This window comes from Bacteroides mucinivorans (assembly GCF_034654355.2).
Lineage (GTDB): Bacteria > Bacteroidota > Bacteroidia > Bacteroidales > Bacteroidaceae > Bacteroides > Bacteroides nordii.
The window spans coordinates 488948-508036 of sequence record NZ_CP178179.1 but is presented as its reverse complement, the minus strand read 5'-3'; the positions used below and the strand labels follow the sequence as shown (position 1 = coordinate 508036).

The 19089-nt window shown below is 43.1% G+C and carries 11 protein-coding genes and 1 pseudogene; 3 read left to right on the top strand and 9 right to left on the bottom strand.

From position 1 onward, the window contains the following. Positions 1-8 precede the first annotated feature (8 nt). The 5 genes from VCM39_RS01615 to ahpC all read right to left on the bottom strand — a co-directional run bounded on the left by VCM39_RS01615 (position 9) and on the right by ahpC (position 8138). Positions 9-1556, bottom strand: coding sequence for a DUF6850 family outer membrane beta-barrel protein (locus VCM39_RS01615; protein ID WP_322932461.1), 1548 nt, complete (start codon positions 1554-1556; stop codon positions 9-11). A gap of 14 nt (positions 1557-1570) precedes the next feature. Then, entirely contained in the window at positions 1571-2815 is a 1245-nt protein-coding gene (locus VCM39_RS01610; protein ID WP_221649141.1) for a DUF4876 domain-containing protein, read from the bottom strand. Positions 2816-2844: 29 nt separating this feature from the next. Continuing rightward, positions 2845-5715, bottom strand: coding sequence for a TonB-dependent receptor (locus VCM39_RS01605; protein ID WP_322932460.1), 2871 nt, complete (start codon positions 5713-5715; stop codon positions 2845-2847). Between the two features lie 149 nt (positions 5716-5864). Next, the gene (ahpF, locus tag VCM39_RS01600; RefSeq protein ID WP_322932459.1) at positions 5865-7415 is read right to left on the bottom strand and encodes an alkyl hydroperoxide reductase subunit F; all 1551 of its coding nucleotides are present in this window, start codon (positions 7413-7415) and stop codon (positions 5865-5867) included. 156 nt (positions 7416-7571) lie between these two features. Beyond that, positions 7572-8138 carry an alkyl hydroperoxide reductase subunit C gene (gene ahpC / locus VCM39_RS01595; RefSeq protein ID WP_025867048.1) on the bottom strand — a complete coding sequence of 189 codons (567 nt, stop codon included), beginning with the start codon at positions 8136-8138 and terminating at the stop codon, positions 7572-7574. A gap of 176 nt (positions 8139-8314) precedes the next feature. On the opposite strand from ahpC, the gene VCM39_RS01590 reads away from it, so the two are divergent. Next, positions 8315-8836, top strand: coding sequence for an NUDIX domain-containing protein (locus VCM39_RS01590; protein ID WP_322932458.1), 522 nt, complete (start codon positions 8315-8317; stop codon positions 8834-8836). Here VCM39_RS01590 and VCM39_RS01585 read toward each other — a convergent pair. Continuing rightward, entirely contained in the window at positions 8826-9194 is a 369-nt protein-coding gene (locus VCM39_RS01585; RefSeq protein WP_196039921.1) for a thioredoxin family protein, read from the bottom strand. The two genes, VCM39_RS01590 and VCM39_RS01585, sit on opposite strands and share 11 nt — an antisense overlap. A 255-nt stretch (positions 9195-9449) precedes the next feature. Between VCM39_RS01585 and VCM39_RS01580 the strand changes: the two genes are divergently transcribed. Both VCM39_RS01580 and VCM39_RS01575 read left to right on the top strand, forming a co-directional pair. Continuing rightward, a complete protein-coding gene (locus VCM39_RS01580; RefSeq protein ID WP_322932457.1) occupies positions 9450-12458 on the top strand; it encodes a tetratricopeptide repeat protein in 3009 nt (1002 codons plus the stop codon). A gap of 6 nt (positions 12459-12464) precedes the next feature. Then, positions 12465-14177 (top strand): TonB-dependent receptor, encoded by a 1713-nt coding sequence (locus VCM39_RS01575; protein ID WP_322932456.1) that lies wholly within the window; start codon positions 12465-12467, stop codon positions 14175-14177. 154 nt (positions 14178-14331) lie between these two features. Here VCM39_RS01575 and VCM39_RS01570 read toward each other — a convergent pair whose 3' ends face one another. The 3 genes and pseudogenes from VCM39_RS01570 to VCM39_RS01560 form a co-directional block, all read right to left on the bottom strand. Next, a complete protein-coding gene (locus VCM39_RS01570) occupies positions 14332-15714 on the bottom strand; it encodes a Gfo/Idh/MocA family oxidoreductase (RefSeq protein WP_322932455.1) in 1383 nt (460 codons plus the stop codon). 88 nt (positions 15715-15802) lie between these two features. Then, on the bottom strand, positions 15803-17974 hold the full coding sequence (locus tag VCM39_RS01565) for a glycoside hydrolase family 2 protein (protein ID WP_413544848.1): 2172 nt from the start codon (positions 17972-17974) through the stop codon (positions 15803-15805). Then, positions 17972-19078: pseudogene (locus VCM39_RS01560) on the bottom strand (glycoside hydrolase family 88/105 protein); the annotation flags it as partial. The gene VCM39_RS01565 and the pseudogene VCM39_RS01560, both read right to left, overlap by 3 nt. Between the last annotated feature and the right edge of the window lie 11 nt (positions 19079-19089).

Here is a 19089-nt window from a genome sequence, read left to right as displayed (position 1 = left end):
TTAATTCATTAAAAAGTCAAATTCACACCCACATTTAATTGATTACGGTTTGTACCGTCCAGAGGTACATAATCTCCCGTGTAATGTTTCAATGTATACTCCGCATATACTCCCAGCCACGAGTGAAAACCGGAAATAGCAAGAGGAACCTGTGCCTTTGCACCTATATTCCCTTGACAGTAGGCAGCTGCAGAGGTTTCAAAAGCAGGAAGGCTATAAACAGTTTTCAGCTTCAGTCCATCAGCTGAAAAGCTGGAAGAAAGCCTGTGATTATACATCCCGTTAAGATAGATGCTAAGCAGACTTTTCTTAATAGGAAGGTTCTTACAGGCATTCAGTACAGCATAAGCAGCCGTATATTTCTGCAAATAAACCTCCGGATAATTTTTTATATCAGACTGACGGACTCCGGCCTTCACCTCCCAGGTGAAATGTGGTAGCATTTGCCGCATCCGGTCCATACGGTAGGAAAGTGAAGCATCCGTCCGTTTCTCGATATGGCATACGGAAGCATCTTTTACTTCCCATACGGTATTGCCATCTGCATCACTGGACTGTGTCTGGATATACCACGTTCCTTCTACTTTATTATGCGAAGCCTCAAGAGTGACATTATGCATTGTTCTTTCTCCGGAAATCCGAAAACGGTTCGTTAAAGAGAATCTTGTACGTGCATACTTTCCTCCTTTATATTTATTACTGCTGCTACCATCTATTGCTTCTTCTGTAGATTTCTCGTAACCTAACTCAAGAAAATCAGCCAGATGAGCCGCATTATTCCAACCCAACTGCAAATTACCCTGATAAGCAGTTCCGGTGTATCTCCGTTGGAAGCCAATCGCCTGCTGACTTTCATAATTTCCCATACCCCGGAACAAAAATAATTGATAGGTCTCGTAAGTTTTTACCAAAGTATAATTCACCGATTCACCCAGCCAGCGTACACCGGCAGAAGCACCAATTCTGAAGTTACCCCATTGATAATCCACACCCGGATTGAGCAAAAAGCGCATTCCTTTGATATCGGGGCGAGGATCTGTCTGATCCGCACTGCTTCCAACCTCATATATCGCTCTCAGCCCGGCTCTCCAATGTGCATTAATCTCATAAGAGAAACCTCCATTAAGTCTGAACTTCTCCACATTGTAATCACCCGTAAGTGAGTCGGCTACAATAAACGGGTTATCATCAGCTATAAACAGCGTACTGTTCCATTTCCGGTCCGTCTGTTTACCATTCTCATAGCTGACATCTCCTTCAAAAGTTATTTTGCCAATCCGCTGTATACCAAACAAGCTTCCGCTCCACCAGTGTTCACGCGAGGACTGATCTACCAACCGGAAGTCACCCGAAGAACGAAGGAAGTTAATGTTGATATCCGTCACACTACGCAGAGGTGAATCGGAAATTATCGTCGGATTATTACTGCCGTATTGTATATTACCCAGATAGAGCACATCCTGATACAAGCGTAGCGAATCTTTCCCGCCTTGCGCATGGCAAAGGCAGGAAAGAAACAAACCTATTATTAAAGAGAATTTCAGCTTTACAAACATGACTCGTTTTTTCTTTATTTATCTACTCCTGTCGGATGTGTTCCCGGAGTAGGAGTTTGTCCACCCAGGATGAAATCTTCGCTGGAGTTGTTTGTGTCTTTATACACCACCCGACCGTTATTAATAGCAATTACTTTACGACGGAGGCTCTTACCGGAGTATCCGCCATTCTTCAGAGAACCGTCAGAAGAACCGTCTACCCATGCCATACCCACATCCTCTGTAGATTTCAGGTGTTTGTATCGTTCGCTTGTTACAGCTGGTACAATATCGATACCATCAATTACATATTCACGTGGAATCATCAGCTGTGCCTTATCACTCTTACCGGGAGCCACCATCATATTCTCCGGATCAGCTACAAATGTTACATTCGTCATTCCTTCCGGGAGTTTAGCAAGAATCAGTGCCTGCCCATCTACAGAAGGCATGAAATCCATACCAAAGGAAGCATTCAGATAGAGGCAATCCATATTAGGAATTCCATTAATATCGGTGTCGGTACTTGAGAACGGACCACAATAAATATCCCAGTCAGCTGTGCTCAAATCTACCGGAGAAGCTACATCATCACCTGTCAATTGACGTTCATTGTGTTTGATAGGATTCGTTGCAACCACCACACTTTCACCGGGTTGAAGAGGATGTTCCTTACCTGTTCCCGGGAAAGCAACGGTAAAGCTTGCCATCGGATAACGATCTAATAATTCTCCGTTTTCATCTACCCAGATAGAAGGAGAAGGAACATATACATTTACCGGAAGACCGTTGTCTACAATACCTAAGATAACTCCATCAAGATACTGCACTTCATCCGAATTATTATAGATTTCATAGAAGGCATCTTTGAAATACCAGTCTTTCACTCCTGTAAAATAGACTTCTTTAAAAATCAATCCACTACCAGAGGCAATTGCCAAAGGTAAACTTACAGATTGATCGCTATAAACAGAAACTTTGCTTACCAACCCGTTCAGATTGTAATCTTTAGCACTACCTGATGCGCGGAAATCATATTCACCGGCATTCAAGGTAAACGAAGCTTTACCATCTACCGGATTAGCTACCGATTCTTCAGATGTTTGAGTATTAACGGCTGTTATTACCAATTCTGTTACATCCGCCATACTGATATCCGTGGGAAGAGTCACAGTTACATCCACTGTGTATTTCTTTGCGATGTTATCATTCTCATCATCTGAACACGATACCAAAAACAACATTGCCAACAAAGGCAATAAACAAAACAACTTTTTCATCTTTAGTTTTCTTTTTTAGTTATTACATCTTAGATTTTGATTTTTACTTCTGCTCCAAAGTAGATCGGAATAGTCAGGTCTTTGTAACCTGCAACGGTCCGGTACTTATAGCTCTTTGATATTTTGAGGAAATTATTTGCTGTAAACGAGAGTTCCAGCATCTTTCCCAATTCTTTTGTCAAACGAAAATTCAGTAATATAGTAGTCGGGTAATTCTCTACCCCAAAGTAATTACTGTGTCCATACTGAGTCATCATCAGGCGATATTTGTATATATCCTGATATTCGGCTTTCCACTCATTGAAGTTTCCCTGCTTGTCGATGAAGCCTATAGGGTTGACAAAGTATTTCTCTTCATTGTTACCACTCAACGGATCAACAGCCTTGTAGAACAGATTATTTCCACTTTCATCTTCGTAAATACGCTGATAGCTCTCTTTCCATACAATCTGTGCCGTAGTGGAGAAAATCATTTTCAATTTAGGAATATGCGTGATAAAGCGGACGTTCGTATTGAAACGTTGTTCTATAGAACCACCTCCTTCGGGCATCACAGCCATATAAGGATAAAGTTTTCCCTCATACGAGGATCCTATCTTCGAATAGGTAGGCAATGTAGAATGACGCTTTACATAGAGCCACGCACCGTCTACCACTACAGATGTTTTCAGAAGAGGAATCTGTCCGAAGTTGATGCTATACTCTACTCCCCGCTTGATGGTACGGGTATTGTTCACTGGCATATTGTAAGAATACAAGGTAGTATCATTTACAATTGTAGCCGGGTTTCTTATTCCGTCTTTTTCATAATAAAGCATACCATTGGTATAATTCACATTATCCACATATCCCGGAACCGAATAACGCCGAAAAGGCATCGTCACAGGTACTCCTTTGAAAGAATACTCATTGGTATGTTTTTCATAGAAGAAAGTAACATTTCCAGTTACCTTTCTGATACGTCCTGCCAAACCTATTTCCATCTTCTGGCTATAAGCTGGTTTCAGATCAGGGTTAGAGGTATTATCTATGACTTTGGTAGTCATAATAGAAGTGGACTTGCTCATATCATCGGCAAACATTAGATTGAAACTTGATTCGTCAAAATAAGCCTTATCAGGATACAGGTAGAGAAGAGTAGGTGCTTTGGCAGCAATACCAAACCCACCTACAATACTCAAGTCATCAAACACTTTATTATTGTCACCGTTCAGGATATTATATTCCATATTAATACGAGGTTCTACCATAAACATATCCTTTCTTCCGGCACTCTTATCTATAAACAGATTACTGAGGCGTACACCTCCCTGTAAGGTCAATGTTGTTTTCCGAATGGGTAACTGGGCTTTGTCTTCTATGAAGAAAGAAAGTGTATTGATAGCCGGAACTGATTTGAACGACCGGGGACGAATAGACTGAATATCGTTTACCACCGGAGGAAGCTTAGGATCAAACATCATCCCATCACCCCGGTTCACATTATATTTCCATTCGATGCCTGCTTTCAGGGTCATAAAACAATCGGATGAGAACTGGAAAAGTTTATTGGCTTTCAACTGTCCGAACACATCCAAAGGTTTACCGTCCACCGTATAGTCGGAATAATAAGATGAGTTAAGGAAATAGGTTTGGTATTCGCCACTCACATACGAATTAGCCACCGGAGTAATACCCGATTGCAAGATGATCTGTTCACGACGATAATCCTGCTGATGGCTATAATTTACCATGAAACTATATCCTAAAGAAGAAATCCAGGAAGTATTCAGGCGCCAGTTACCTTCAAGGTTGAAGCGCACTCCCATATTTTCATTTTTTATCTTCTCATCCTGCTTCAGTTGAGGATCTGATTTTTCACTATTTATGTTCTGATAATAGGCCAGCCTCATGTTGAAAGTCAGAGGCCGGGAACTTTTCATAAAAGTATTGGAATATCCCAGATTGGCCGTAATCCGGTCAAATCCGTTATAGCGTTTACGTATATCTGCATACGACTGTGAGTAATCGGCGGAAATATTCATTGCTCCCATTTTCTCACTGATAAGGAAACCTTTTCCGGCATAGGCCATTTTAGAGAAAGGATCTGCTTTCAGTTTTACTTCGAGCGGAGTAACCCCCGAACGAGTTTTGATAATGACCGCACCTGACGTAAGATTTCCATACTCTACAGAGGGAATGCCCCGGATTACTTCCATAGATTCAATGTTATCCGGAGAAATGGTACGCAGGTCAAGTCCTTTTCCACTCACCGACTGAGCATTCAGACTCGTACCGGACTTACTGGTGGAAAGCACCTGCATATTTGCATCATTCGAAAGTGGAGCACCATCCACCATCACCGATGTACCCAAAGCATTATTATCATTGGAAGATACTTCACGAATATAAGCCTGCCCCACGTTATTCAGATCCGGATTCTTAGTCAGATTGCCAGGAAGGAGTTGCAACATATCTTCCACACTCTTGGGTTGGATATGCTGAATGGCACTCTGATCTATTCTGGAAGCCGATCCCATCCGCTGCTCCTGAGCGGTAACGACTACTTCATTTAAAGCCAGAGTCATGGGAGAGAGTTTAATAACAGTTAGCTTCATCTCCGGCTTTATCTCTATTTTCTTAATTGTCTTTTGATAACCCAACACGGATATCTCACACGTATAAACTCCCGGCTTCATTCCCGGAATTTTAAATTTACCATCCATATCGCTAATTGCCCAAAGCGCATGATCCGGTATCTGTATAGTAGCAAATTCAATGGGAGCTCCTGTTTCCGCATCAATGAGGGTTCCATTAAAATCAATACGTTTGACTGGAGTATTCTGCGAAAATATACAAAGGGAGGATATCAAAAATAGTATTAGAAAAGATGCTCTTGTTACAGCATATTGTTGTCTCATATTCGTTCTTATCTTTACGCCTGATGTTGAGCTGCAAAGATACTTCAGTAAAGAAGGCAAAAAAATACCTATCAATAGGGATATTCACATCGGAATACCCTATCAATAGGTATTGTTTAAAATGAGGTAACACAAGAAAAAAGAATGTCTCAAATGATTCCTCTTACCCTGTCTTCGAAAGCAGACAAAGCAGCCTTGGCACCTTCACCCATGGCGATAATAATTTGTTTATAAGGTACAGTCGATACATCTCCGGCAGCATAGATGCCCGGAACGTTTGTACGGCAGTGTGAATCAATACCAATCTCACCGGGACGGTTCATCTCCACAACTCCACGGAAAGCAGCACTGTTGGCAGCCAGACCAATCTGAACAAAAACACCATCCAGTTCCATTATACGCTCTTCGTCTGTTTTACGGTCTTTGATACGGAGAGAAGTTAATTTATCACCATTACCTATTACCTCCGTCGTCTGTGAACTAACAAATATTTCCACATTAGGCAAGCTTTTTGCTTTCTCCTGCAGAACAAGATCGGCTTTGAGCTCGTCCATAAATTCAAAGACTGTAACCGTCGAACAGATACCGGCCAAATCAATAGCCGCTTCTATTCCTGAATTTCCACCACCGACAACAGCTACGTGCTTACCTTTATAAAACGGACCGTCACAATGAGGGCAGAAAGCTACGCCTCTTCCGATATAGTCTGTTTCACCGGGCACATTCAGCTTCCGCCAACTAGCACCAGTAGCAATAATCAAGGCAGGAGCTACAAATTTCTCACCAACAGAAGTCGTCACAAGTTTCTCTTTTCCGTTGACTTCTACAGTTTCAATGCGACGATGTTCCAATAAATCTACCGGATATTGTAACAGATGCGTTTTCAAATTATCTGCCAGTTCACTTCCAGTCGTATGTGAAACAGATATCAGGTTTTCAATTCCTACCGTCTCCTTTACTTGTCCGCCAATACGTTCGGCGATAATTGCCACCCGCAATCCTTTACGTGCCGAATAGATAGCAGCAGAAACTCCGGCAGGACCTCCACCGGCAACAATAACATCGTAGTTCTTTACGGTAGTGTCTATTTCGCTTTCATTGATACCATATTGAACCTCCAGTTTGGTAAGTAACTCACCAAAATCACCACGCCCTACATGCAGTAGTTTTCCATCGGCAAATACAGAAGGTACCCCCTGAATCTTAAGAGCTTCTACTTCGTCCTGATAAAGACCACCGTCCACCATCTCATGTGAGATAGAATTGTTCAGCGTAGTCATAGCATTGAGAGCCTGCACCACATCGGGACAGTTGGTACAAGTAAGCGAAACGTAAGTAGTAAGGTGTATCGGGCCTTTCAAGGCTTTCACACGGTTACAAACCTGTTCATCGGGAAAATTCTTTCCCTTACCGTCAAGATTAAGAATGGCAAGTAGCAGAGAAGTAAACTCATGCCCGTTAGGAATACCCCGGAAGGTAATACCGGTCTCATTTCCATTCTTCAACAGAGTAAACTCCAACCTTTCTCCCTCATTCACCCGACAAGAGATATGGGGAGAGCAATCGGCTACATCAGCCAGCAGATCGAGTAACTCGCCACGGCTTTCGTGTCCGGACGATACGTATATATCAAAAGTAAAATCAACCTCTAATCCGGCAAATATACTTTTCAGTTGTTCTTTTAATGTAGGGTCTAACATAATTAGGAGATAGAATAATAGGAGTTAGAATATAGAATTGGAAGTCAGAAGTCAGGAGTCGGAATTATAGAATATGAGAGTCAGGAGCTGGAATACATGAATCAGAAAACACCTGAACAGATTCTAACTCCTGACTCCTAACTTCTAAATTCCAATTTAGATTTTTCCTACCAGGTCGATACTTGGTTTCAGCGTAGCTTCTCCTTTCTTCCATTTTGCCGGACAAACCTCTCCGTCGTGAGTAGCTACAAACTGAGCAGCCTCTACCTTGCGAAGTAGTTCACTTGCATCACGACCGATGTTATTGTCATGCAATTCGGCTACTTTAATCAAACCTTCCGGATTTACCAGGAAAGTACCACGATAAGCCATACCTTCTGATTCAATATATACGCCGAAAGCACGGGCCAAAGCACCTGTCGGATCTGCCAACATCGGATACTTGATTTTACGGATACTGTCTGAAGCATCATGCCATGCTTTATGAACGAAATGTGAGTCACAACTTACAGAATATACCTCTACACCCATTGACTGAAGCTGGTCGTATTTTTCGGCTACGTCTACGAGTTCTGTAGGACATACAAAAGTAAAGTCGGCAGGATAAAAGAAGAAAATCGCCCATTTACCTTTAACGTCATTATTGGTCACTGTTTTGAAACTACCGTTATGAAAAGCCTGAACACTGAATTCAGGAAGCTGAGAATTAAGAATTGATTCCATACTAAACTTATTATTTATTGATTAAACTTGTTTTTGTTTCTGATGCAAAGATAGGGGGATACCTACCGGAGATACAAAAAAAGTCCAATCGAATAATTCTATACTCTGATAGACAAAATCCATTATACTATCTGTCTTTTTTGTACTTTTGCAGGAAACTATAAAGAAGAAGAAACATGGAACATCCTCTGTCTCAGTTCAAATACTGTCCGAAGTGCGGTTCGGAGCATTTCAACATACACAATGAGAAATCTAAACAATGCACCAATTGCGGGTTCGTATACTACTTTAATCCATCAGCGGCAACAGTTGCCCTGATTCTGAATAAGGAGAATGAATTGCTGGTATGCCGCCGCGCCAAAGACCCGGCAAAAGGTACGCTCGACCTGCCGGGAGGATTCATTGATATGAACGAAACAGCAGAAGAAGGTGTAGCACGTGAGGTGTTAGAAGAAACCGGATTAAAAGTGAAAGAGGCAACCTATCGGTTTACTCTTCCCAATATTTATGTATATTCAGGATTCCCGGTACATACACTGGATATGTTTTTCCTCTGTAAAGTAGAAGACACCAGTCACATTGCCGCAATGGACGATGCTGCTGATGCCTTCTTTATTCCTGTTGCAGAGATCCGTCCCGAAGACTTCGGACTCAGCTCTATCCGCAAAGGTCTTGGAATTTTCCTATCTACTCTGTAACACCTGCCAACAGGTCATCAAGCATTTTCTTTAGCTGGGGTTTTCCAACTGTCCCCAGCTTCATCCAGGGTTTCCCTTCCATCGGGCAAAATAATAAATTCGGGATAGTACGGATGGAAAAAGCAGACTCTAAAAGAGGCTCGTTATCAACATCTATCTTATAGAAGTCAATCTTACCGGCATATTCAACAGCCAATTCATCAAGAACCGGCGATAACCTCTTGCAATAAATACACCAAGGAGCATGGAAATCAACGATACAAGGCTTATCTCCTTTGAACTCCCAGCCATCAGGATATTGCCGGAAATCAGATATTCTCTCATTAAAACTCTCTTTTGTCAAATCAATTACTTTCATATTCTTTAGGGTTTAATTTTCATTGTTTTCTATGATGCAAAATTACGGTATTCCATCCAGGCAGGAAATAGCAATTTAACTGATTCATATAGCAATTTTTCCCGCTATCACACAAAGATCAAATCTACATATCAGGCAGAAGTTCATCCTATTATCAGAACATTTTTCCTTCGATGGACGTTAAAACCTGTAAAACTAAAGAGCTGTTTGCTGTAAAGTCCCCAAAAACAAGTACTTTTGCCAAAACACTAAATTATGAAAAGAAGAATTTCACGATTTATATGTGCCCTGATATGCTGTACGCCTATCATCACGTCGGCACAAACAAGCGAAAAAATCACCTCGCCTGTCAATCTATATAAGGAAGGAAGAAACCTGTTTCTGCAAAAAAATTATGCAGCAGCTACTCCGCCATTAAAAGCTTTTATCAGACAGGAACCTAATGCCTCATTGCGTGAAGAAGCAGAATATATGCTGGTATGTTCAGCATATGAACTGAAAGATAAGAACAGTATCACCCTGTTGCGCAATTATCTGGAAAAATATCCCGACACTCCTTATGCCAACCGTATTTACGCTTTACTTGCTGCCGGCTATTTTTATGAAGAAAAATATGACGAAGCACTGGCACTGTTCAACTCCGCCCAACTGGATTTGCTGGGTAATGAAGAGCGGGATGACATGACCTATTTGCTGGCTACCTGTTATCTGAAAACGGGGAATGTAAAAGAAGCTGCCATCTGGTTTGAAACCCTGAAAGCCAGCAGTAAGAAATACGACAATGACTGCGCTTACTATATCTCTTATATACGCTACACACAGAAGCGCTATGACGAAGCATTGAAAGGTTTCCTCCCTCTGCAGGACAATCCCAAATATAAAGCATTGGTGCCCTATTACATTGCAGAGATTTATGCAATCAGAAAAAACTATGATAAAGCTGAGATTGTAGCACAAAACTACTTATCGGCATATCCGCAGAATGAACATGCTGCCGAAATGTACCGTATCCTGGGAGATGCATCTTATCATTTCCGCAAATACCACGAAGCAATCAACGCATTTGAGAGTTATCTTGAAAGAGATGCTTCGCCCCGCCGGGATGCCCTCTACATGTTAGGACTCTCTTATTTCCAGACAGGAGTATATTCAAAAGCTGCCGAGACGTTGGGAGAAGTAACAGGTACCAACGACGCATTGACACAAAATGCGTATCTGCATATGGGACTTTCCTACCTGCAACTGGCCGAAAAGAACAAAGCCCGTATGGCTTTTGAACAGGCTGCCGCCTCCAATGCCGATATGAAAATAAAAGAACAGGCTGCCTATAACTATGCCTTGTGCATTCACGAAACGTCCTACTCTGCATTCGGAGAGTCGGTAACCGTTTTCGAGAAATTCCTGAACGAATTCCCCAATTCCCAATATACCGAAATGGTAAGCAATTATCTTGTTGAGGTATATTTGAACACCCGCAGCTACGAAGCGGCACTGAAATCCATTGAACGCATTGCCCATCCCGGTACCCGCATCATGGAAGCGAAACAAAAAATACTGTTCCAACTCGGTACACAAGCATTTGCCAATGCTTCTTTTGAGCAGGCAATCGGCTACTTTAACCAGTCTGTTGCCATTGGCCAATACAACCGCCAGACCAAGGCCGATGCCCTCTACTGGCGTGGAGAATCTTACTACCGCCTGAACCGCATGGCGGAGGCTGCCCGTAATTTCAGAGAATACCTGCAACTGACGGAACAGACTAATAACGAAATGTATGCACTGGCAAACTATAATTTGGGATATACCGCTTTCCACCAGAAAGATTATACACAGGCACGCAACTGGTTCCTCAAATACATACAACTGGAAAAGGGTGAAAACAGAACAGCACTGGCCGATGCTTACAATCGTATCGGTGACTGCTTCCTCAACGAACGTAATTTCGACGAAGCCAAACATTATTATGCACAAGCCGAAAGTATGAATGCCTCTTCCGGAGACTATTCATTCTACCAACTTGCCTTAGTATCAGGATTGCAAAAAGATTATTCCGGCAAAATCACTCTGCTGAACCGTCTGGCAGGCAAATACCCCACATCACCTTATGTTATAAATGCCCTTTATGAAAAAGGACGTTCATACGTACTGATGAATAACAACAACCAGGCCATTGCCTCTTTTAAAGAATTGTTGAGCAGATACCCCGAAAGTCCTATCAGCCGTAAAGCTGCTGCCGAAATCGGTCTGCTGTATTATCAGGACGGAAACTACGATCAGGCAATCGATGCTTACAAACTGGTAATCAACAAATATCCGGGAAGTGACGAAGCTCGTTTGGCAATGCTCGATCTAAAGTCTCTTTACGTTGATATGAACCGCATTGATGAGTTTGCCGCACTGGCAGCTTCCATGCCGGGCAATATACGTTTTGACGCCAGCGAACAGGATTCTTTAACTTACATCGCTGCTGAGAAAATTTATGGACGCGGACGTATAGAAGAAGCGAAAAGCAGTTTCAACAAATACCTGCAAACTTTCCCCGAAGGTTCCTTTAGCCTGAATGCTCATTATTACCTTTGCCTCATCGGAAAAGAGCAAAAGAACTATGATATGATTCTGCTTCACTCAGGCAAATTACTGGAATATCCGGATAATCCATTCTCTGAAGAAGCATTAATAATGCGTGCGGAAGTTCAGTTCAACCTGCAACAGTTTGCAGATGCATTAGCATCCTACAAAATGCTGAAAGAGAAAGCAACCACAGCGGACCGCCGTCTGTTGGCAGAGACAGGAATGTTACGTTGTGCACATCTCATCAAAGACGATGCAGAAACTATTCATGCCGCAACAGCCTTGCTGGCAGAAGCCAAATTGACTCCCGAATTGGCGAATGAAGCACTTTATTATCGTGCTAAATCTTATATGAACCAAAAAGCTGACAAGAAAGCATTGGCCGATCTTCAGACACTTGCCAAAGATACCCGTAACCTTTACGGAGCAGAAGCGAAGTATCTGGTGGCTCAACAATATTACACTGCCGGAGAGTATGCCGCAGCCGAGAAAGAGTTACTCGACTACATCGAACGGAGTACCCCCCACGCTTATTGGTTGGCGCGTAGCTTCGTCCTCCTGTCGGATGTATACATGGCTATGGACAAAAAGCTGGATGCACGGCAATATCTGTTGAGCTTGCAACAGAACTATCACGCCAACGATGACATTGAAGGCATGATTGAAAGCAGACTTGAAAAACTTAATAAGTAACGAAGTATGAAACGTAATCATTATATCTTCCTGGGAATGGCGCTCGTCGCACTCCCTTCACTGGCTCAGGTGCAAACCCAATCCAAAGATACGACCATGAACCGTACTGTTGTGGTTGAGCAGGAATACAATCCTATTATTCTGGATGCCTCTAAAGTAAATGTTTTGCCCAAAGTAGAAGAGCCTGTAGTAAACAAGAAAGAGGTTGAATATGCTATAAGTTCTACTCCTGCCTCCAATATCCCTGCGGGAACAATGCAGGCTTATACCGGAAAAGAGGTACAACCGACAAGTAAACCAGGATATGTACGCGCCGGATATGGTAACTATGGTAACCTGGACTTATTAGGTAATTATCTTTTTCACCTTTCCAGTCGGGATAAGCTGAATGTAAACTTCAGTATGGACGGCATGAACGGTACGTTGGACATGCCCTACGGTGATGCCCGGAAATGGGATGCACATTACTACCGTACGCGTGCTGCCATAGATTATCTGCATCAATTTGGCAAGATAGACCTGAATGTGGCGGGGCACTTCGGACTAAGTAATTTCAATTACGAGCCTTATGGCTTTTCTTTCAAAAAACAGAAGTTCACTTCGGGCGATCTGCATTTCGGAGTGAAATCTACAGACGAAACAATGCCGTTACAGTTTAATGCAGAAACCAACCTGATGCTTTATGACCGGCAACACAACCAATTCTTCGGTGGTGTAAATGAGATGCAAATACGTACCAAAGCCATTGTCAGTGGAAACATCAGCGATGAGCAACAAATAAGTATTGCTTTCAAAATGAACAACCTCATCTACAATAATAAAAGAGACTTTTATAATGAGGAGATAAAGAGCATTTTTAAAAGCCGTACCGTCGTAGACTTAAACCCGTACTACGAACTCAACAACGATGATTGGCGACTGCATCTGGGAGCCAATGTTGATTTCTCTTTCGGCAATGGCAAATCATTTCGTGTCTCTCCGGATGTAACCATACAATATGTATTCTCAGACAGTTATGTGGTCTACGCCAATGCTACAGGTGGCAGACAACTCAATGACCTGCGCCGATTGGAGACTTATAACCCATACAGCGACCCTTCTAACGAGGTGAGAGATACCTATGAGCAGCTCAATGCCACTTTAGGGTTCAAAGCAAGCCCCGTAACAGGTTTATGGTTTAACCTCTTTGCCGGATATCAGAATCTCAAAGATGATCTGTATCAGATAGAAAATAGCTGGATAGGCGGAACAGCCGGCGATTTCATTGACCTGAGACAAACTTCAACGAATAATATTTATGCCGGGCTCAGTGCCAGTTATGCCTATAAGGACTTGTTTACACTCTCAGGTAAAGGTATCTACCGCCATTGGCAAGCCAGCGATGCCTATACAGATAATGTATCCTCCCCAAATTACAATCCCGCTCTATGGATGAAACCGGAGACGGAACTTGATTTTAAAGTAGAAGTACATCCCATTCCGGCTCTGTGGTTAAATGTAGGTTATCAATACATCTGGCGGGCTGAAAGATATTACGGATTTAGCAAAACATTCTTCCCTGCCGTCAGCGATCTTAGTATAGGAGCCACTTACCACTTGTTTAAAGGAGTCTCTGTCTATGCAAAGGCGGATAACCTGTTAAACAAGAAATTCCAGCGTTATCTGCTCTATCCCACTGAAGGCATTAATTTCCTGGGTGGTCTGAGTTTCCGATTCTGAATGCCAATGGCATTGTCTATAAATGCAACCGACACTTTACCCAAATACAACAGGTATTTCAGACTAACATAATAAGTAAAAAAGATGCCCTCTGTCTCGATCAGGAGAAGAGGGCATTCTATATGGGGGATATATAAATTTTATCAACTGTTTCTTATTGCGCAAACCGCACACCGCTCAACTTATTCCAGGCCCCGCGAGTAAAATCCGGTACTTCAACCGGAGCAGAATTATTATCCAGCGAGATTTCTGTCAAAGGAATCAGAGAGCACCATTCTGCCAGATCGTAAACATCCATATCAAGAGGAAGCCCTCTTTGCAGACAGTAAATCAAGCGGTAATCCATGATAAAATCCATACCGCCATGCCCACCAACTTCTTTAGCAAGTGCCTCAATATCTTTTATAATAGGATGTTTATACTCTTCCATTAAAGCCGTTTTTTCCTCTTCCGACATACAAACATGTTCTTCCAGATTTTCATAGTCGCTACCGTCTCCGGTATTCTTATCGTGGGCAATGAGATAACCCTCGACAGGATATTTATTAGCAAACCCTTTTGTTCCGGTCAGTTGGAACATACGATTGTAAGGTCGGGGAGAAGTAACATTATGCTCTATCAGAATAGAGTGTCCCTTCTCAGTACGAATCATTGTACAAGTATGTTCACCATTCCGGAAATCTTTCACTTCTTCACCGGTAGATTCTTTGATAAAAGCAGGATTACCCACCGCTTTGGTATCTACAGAAACCAGGTAGTTCATCTTATCACCACGATGAATATTCATAGCCAGACAGACAGGTCCTAAACCATGAGTAGGATATACATCTCCCCGGTGTTGCCGGTTAAAATCCATACGCCAGTTATTCCAGTACTGATTCCAGTAAGGTTGAAGCCCATGTATATAAGCACCTTCACCATGAAGTACCTCACCCAGTAATCCATGTTGTACCATATTCAATGTTGTCAGTTCAAAGAAGTCATAGACACAGTTTTCCAGTTGCATACAATGCTTCCGGGTCTGTTCGGAAGTATTAACCAAAGCCCAGATTTCATCCATTGACATAGCCGCAGGTACTTCAATCGCAACATGCTTGCCATCTTTCATGGCTTGTACCCCCATCATAGCATGAGTTCGCCAGTCAGTGGCCACATATACTAAATCGACATCCGGCAATGCAGTGACTTTACGCCAAACAGCAGTATCTCCGTAAAACTCCCGTGCCTTGGGCAGACCACGTTCCGTAAGAATCTCATTCGCAGCTTTGGTACGACTTTCTTCTACATCACAAAGAGCCACAATCTTCACACCGGGAATGTAAGTCATCCGGCGGACTGCTCCCGGCCCACGCATTCCTAAACCGATAAAAGCAACGCGAACTTCAGGAACCGGTTCACACGCCAGATTTAATACATCTGTCTGCCCGGCCGGACGCTCCGGCACAGAAGCAGAAATGGGCAACTGTTGTCGGGGAATTTCCTGACAACCTAACAGGCAAAAACCTATCAGCATAAACAAAACAAAGTTTCTTTTCATAACTATAATCTATTTAAGTTTCTAATACAAAGGTCTACCTGTTACTTCTCCTATCAAAATATACACTTGCTGACAGGTAATAGTAACATTATAGTCCGACGTGTTCTCCTTCTTTCTCCTGGGGATGCACAGGAGCATCCGGCGAAAGGATACCTGAATAATGCCAGTAGATAGTATCTTCTATCGCTTTCTCTCCTTCACCTGCCCGAACATTCAGTTGATTATCACCCTCCTTTAGTTCAACATCCGGAAAGATGTAATGAACAGAGGTAGTACCCTTGATAACTCCCGTTACTTCCTGTTCGTTGACAAATAAGCGGGGAATACCCACATTGGAATAAACCGTCACAGGTGTATGTTTTTGCCTCCGTTCCACTACGCGTCGCTGAGTGATATAAAGTACGGGATCTTTACTCCAATTGGCTTTGTACCAATAAAAAGGGTCTTTCCGGCATTGCCGGTCAAAAGTCACCAGTCCCTTCATATTCCGGGCTTCAACTCCACCCTGTGAAGAAGCAGGCGTAGCAAAATCAAACGTATTCCACACATAAGAGGCCAATAAGTAAGGATGGCGTGAGATAATTCCCCACTGAATTTCATGAAAACGGGTAGCGAAAGCTTCCGTATAGCGACGGTCAAAACCACAACAATCACCGACATCACCGGCCAATTCTTCCTGGTGTTTCGGATTAGCCTCAGCACCATACTCGGTGAGCATGATACGATAACCGGGATAATCCCGTTCCATCGACTCTAACCAAGGTTCCAGATCCTGAATACGGCGTTCATACCAGCCGAAGTAACGATTGATTCCTTGAATATCGGTATTCATATTGACTCCGTGTCCGGGAGCAGCATGACCGTTTACGGAGACTGTCAGACGGACAGGATCTTCTGTCTTTGCCAAATCATGCAAATCGGAAGTCAAAGCAACCACCGGAGAGAAACGAGTGCTGTCTGTATAAAGTCCATCATCTTCACCATAACCGTAGACTTCGTTGTGTACTCCCCAGACATAAATGGAGGGATGATTGTAATTCTGCCGGATCAGTTCGCGTAATTGCTCTTTTGCATTCTCCGCCTCGTGCGTACTGACACGGTTCACAAAAGGTATTTCTGCCCAAACCAGAAAACCAATGCTATCACAACGCGAATAAACATATTCCGATTGCTGATAGTGTGCCAGGCGAATAGTGGTAGCTCCCAATTCACGGATAATAGAGAGGTCTGTATCATGTTGCTGAGGAGTGAGGGCACTTCCCGATTGCCACCAGTCCTGATGCCGGCAAACCCCATACATTGGAATACGCCGACCATTGAGATACATGCCGCCTCCTGCCCGTAGTTCGAAATGACGCAAACCAAGAGGTTGAGTTATTTCATCAACAATATGCCCACCGGACTTAACCCGGACAACCATACGATACAGGTACGGATCATCTAATCCTTGCCAGAGATGGGGCCGACGAATGGTAAATGGCTGTATATCGGTCTGTCTCCCTTGAGGGGAAAGAGTGATTTCATGTGATTTCTTTTCTTTCAGAGTACCGTCTGCCTCAAACAACAAATAATCCATCACCACGGAACGGGGTTCTTTGTAGCGATTCTCTAATTTTGTGCGGACCGTAATCTCTGCAACATGGGAAGTTACCTTGTGCTGATCTATATAAACACCCGGAGAGGCATAATCAGTAACGGCAATATTTACACGATCCGTCACAATCAACTGCACAGGACGATAGATACCACCATAAACCCCGAACAGATTATTATTGACCGGAATAATATCAGGCCGGGGAGTGTTATCAGCAAAAACAGTAATCGTATTCTCCCGTCCGAAATCAAGTAAAGAGGTAATCTCTACCGCAAAAGCAGAATAAGCTCCCCGATGCTCAATAGCAAGTCCCTGATTGACGTAGACACGAGCCACCGCCCCTACCCCCTCGAAACGAAGGAAAAGACGCTTTCCACGTAAACTATGATCCGGAACAAACGTTTTCTGATAACAGGCCGGCCCCGCATAGTAATCATTCCGTTGGGTCTGCATATCGACATTATTCCATGTGTGAGGTATTTTAACGGGTTCCCATTCCGTAACAAATGGAGTACCAACCAGTACTGATTCTGCCATAGAAGGCCCCTTACAGAAACTCCATCCGTCATTGAAAGAGTGAATCTGTCTCGATGATTGAGTTATCAGTAAACGATAGAGTTCACTTCCGGCAAGAAGAAATGCACCTACTCCATAAGTAGCAGTCATTTCACGTGTCACCTTCTTTGGATCGGCACCAATAGGCTGCGTCCACCCCAACTTCCCGTCAGCATCAATAGCTGCGCAAAGAGAATGCCAGGCACGAGTCAGTGCAAGAGCATAATCTGTTCCGGAAAATAATCCGGTACGCAAACCATAAGCCAACGCATAAGTTATCAAGGCAGTTGCACTGGTTTCGGGTGCAGGATAACTATCGGGATCGAGTAAACTGGCGTGCCAGCTGCCATCCGCCCCTTGCAGACTGATAAGCCGGGCAACAAGTTGATTAAAAAGCTGCTCATAAAAAGAGCGATAAGGAGAATCGGAAGGTAATTCCTCCAGCAGACCAACCAATCCGGCAGCTACCCAACCATTACCACGCCCCCAGAATATTTTTCGTCCATTAGCTTCTGTACGTCCCAGATAACTATCATCCCGATAAAATAAATGTTCGTCAGTATCATAGAGATGGGCATATGTTCGCCGGAAATTACGATCCATCTGCCAGAGATACTCAGTATTACCGGTAATTTGAGCCAAGCGGGCATACACAGGCGGTGCCATAAAAAGAGCATCACTCCACGTCCATGTCTGTTTATTACGATAATCCATCATCGTGTCAGCGGGATGAGCCAGAATCCAATCAATACGTTCACTGACAGAAGCCATTAAATGAGAAGCCCGCGATAGCTCATATTGATCAAGATAGAAACGAGCCATACAAAGTTCATCGGCATGATAAAGAGAATACTGAGAGTGACCTGCAAAATTGGCCGGTAGCCGTCCATGTGTATCAGCTATAATCCGGCAAAGCCAATCATTATATCGACTGGTATCTGACAGACGCACCAACTGAGAAAGCCCCAGATAAAACGTAGCATTTGTCCAGGCATCGATGCCAGCATCATGCAAATGTCCGGGAGTTCCTGTCCGGGAGTAAGTGAAATGTTCCAATTGCCAGTCGGCAACGTTTTGTAAAGTACACAATACATCACTATGGTCAAAAGGAAGGTCCACATACCCCCTTTTTAGATTGTTTTTATTTTCAGACAGCACCTCTGCAGACAGGCCTACAGAGAGGAATAACAAGAATCCGATAATTTTGTAGTTCATACTTTTTTGCT

Excerpts from the sequence above, each read along its gene's own strand:
- VCM39_RS01565 (WP_413544848.1), bottom strand. The coding sequence starts at position 17,974 with ATGACTGCTACTTATGGAGTAGGTGCATTTCTTCTTGCCGGAAGTGAA.
- ahpC (WP_025867048.1), bottom strand. The coding sequence starts at position 8,138 with ATGGAATCAATTCTTAATTCTCAGCTTCCTGAATTCAGTGTTCAGGCT.
- VCM39_RS01605 (WP_322932460.1), bottom strand. The coding sequence starts at position 5,715 with ATGAGACAACAATATGCTGTAACAAGAGCATCTTTTCTAATACTATTT.
- VCM39_RS01570 (WP_322932455.1), bottom strand. The coding sequence starts at position 15,714 with ATGAAAAGAAACTTTGTTTTGTTTATGCTGATAGGTTTTTGCCTGTTA.
- VCM39_RS01610 (WP_221649141.1), bottom strand. The coding sequence starts at position 2,815 with ATGAAAAAGTTGTTTTGTTTATTGCCTTTGTTGGCAATGTTGTTTTTG.
- VCM39_RS01575 (WP_322932456.1), top strand. The coding sequence starts at position 12,465 with ATGAAACGTAATCATTATATCTTCCTGGGAATGGCGCTCGTCGCACTC.
- ahpF (WP_322932459.1), bottom strand. The coding sequence starts at position 7,415 with ATGTTAGACCCTACATTAAAAGAACAACTGAAAAGTATATTTGCCGGA.
- VCM39_RS01590 (WP_322932458.1), top strand. The coding sequence starts at position 8,315 with ATGGAACATCCTCTGTCTCAGTTCAAATACTGTCCGAAGTGCGGTTCG.
- VCM39_RS01585 (WP_196039921.1), bottom strand. The coding sequence starts at position 9,194 with ATGAAAGTAATTGATTTGACAAAAGAGAGTTTTAATGAGAGAATATCT.
- VCM39_RS01615 (WP_322932461.1), bottom strand. The coding sequence starts at position 1,556 with ATGTTTGTAAAGCTGAAATTCTCTTTAATAATAGGTTTGTTTCTTTCC.
- VCM39_RS01580 (WP_322932457.1), top strand. The coding sequence starts at position 9,450 with ATGAAAAGAAGAATTTCACGATTTATATGTGCCCTGATATGCTGTACG.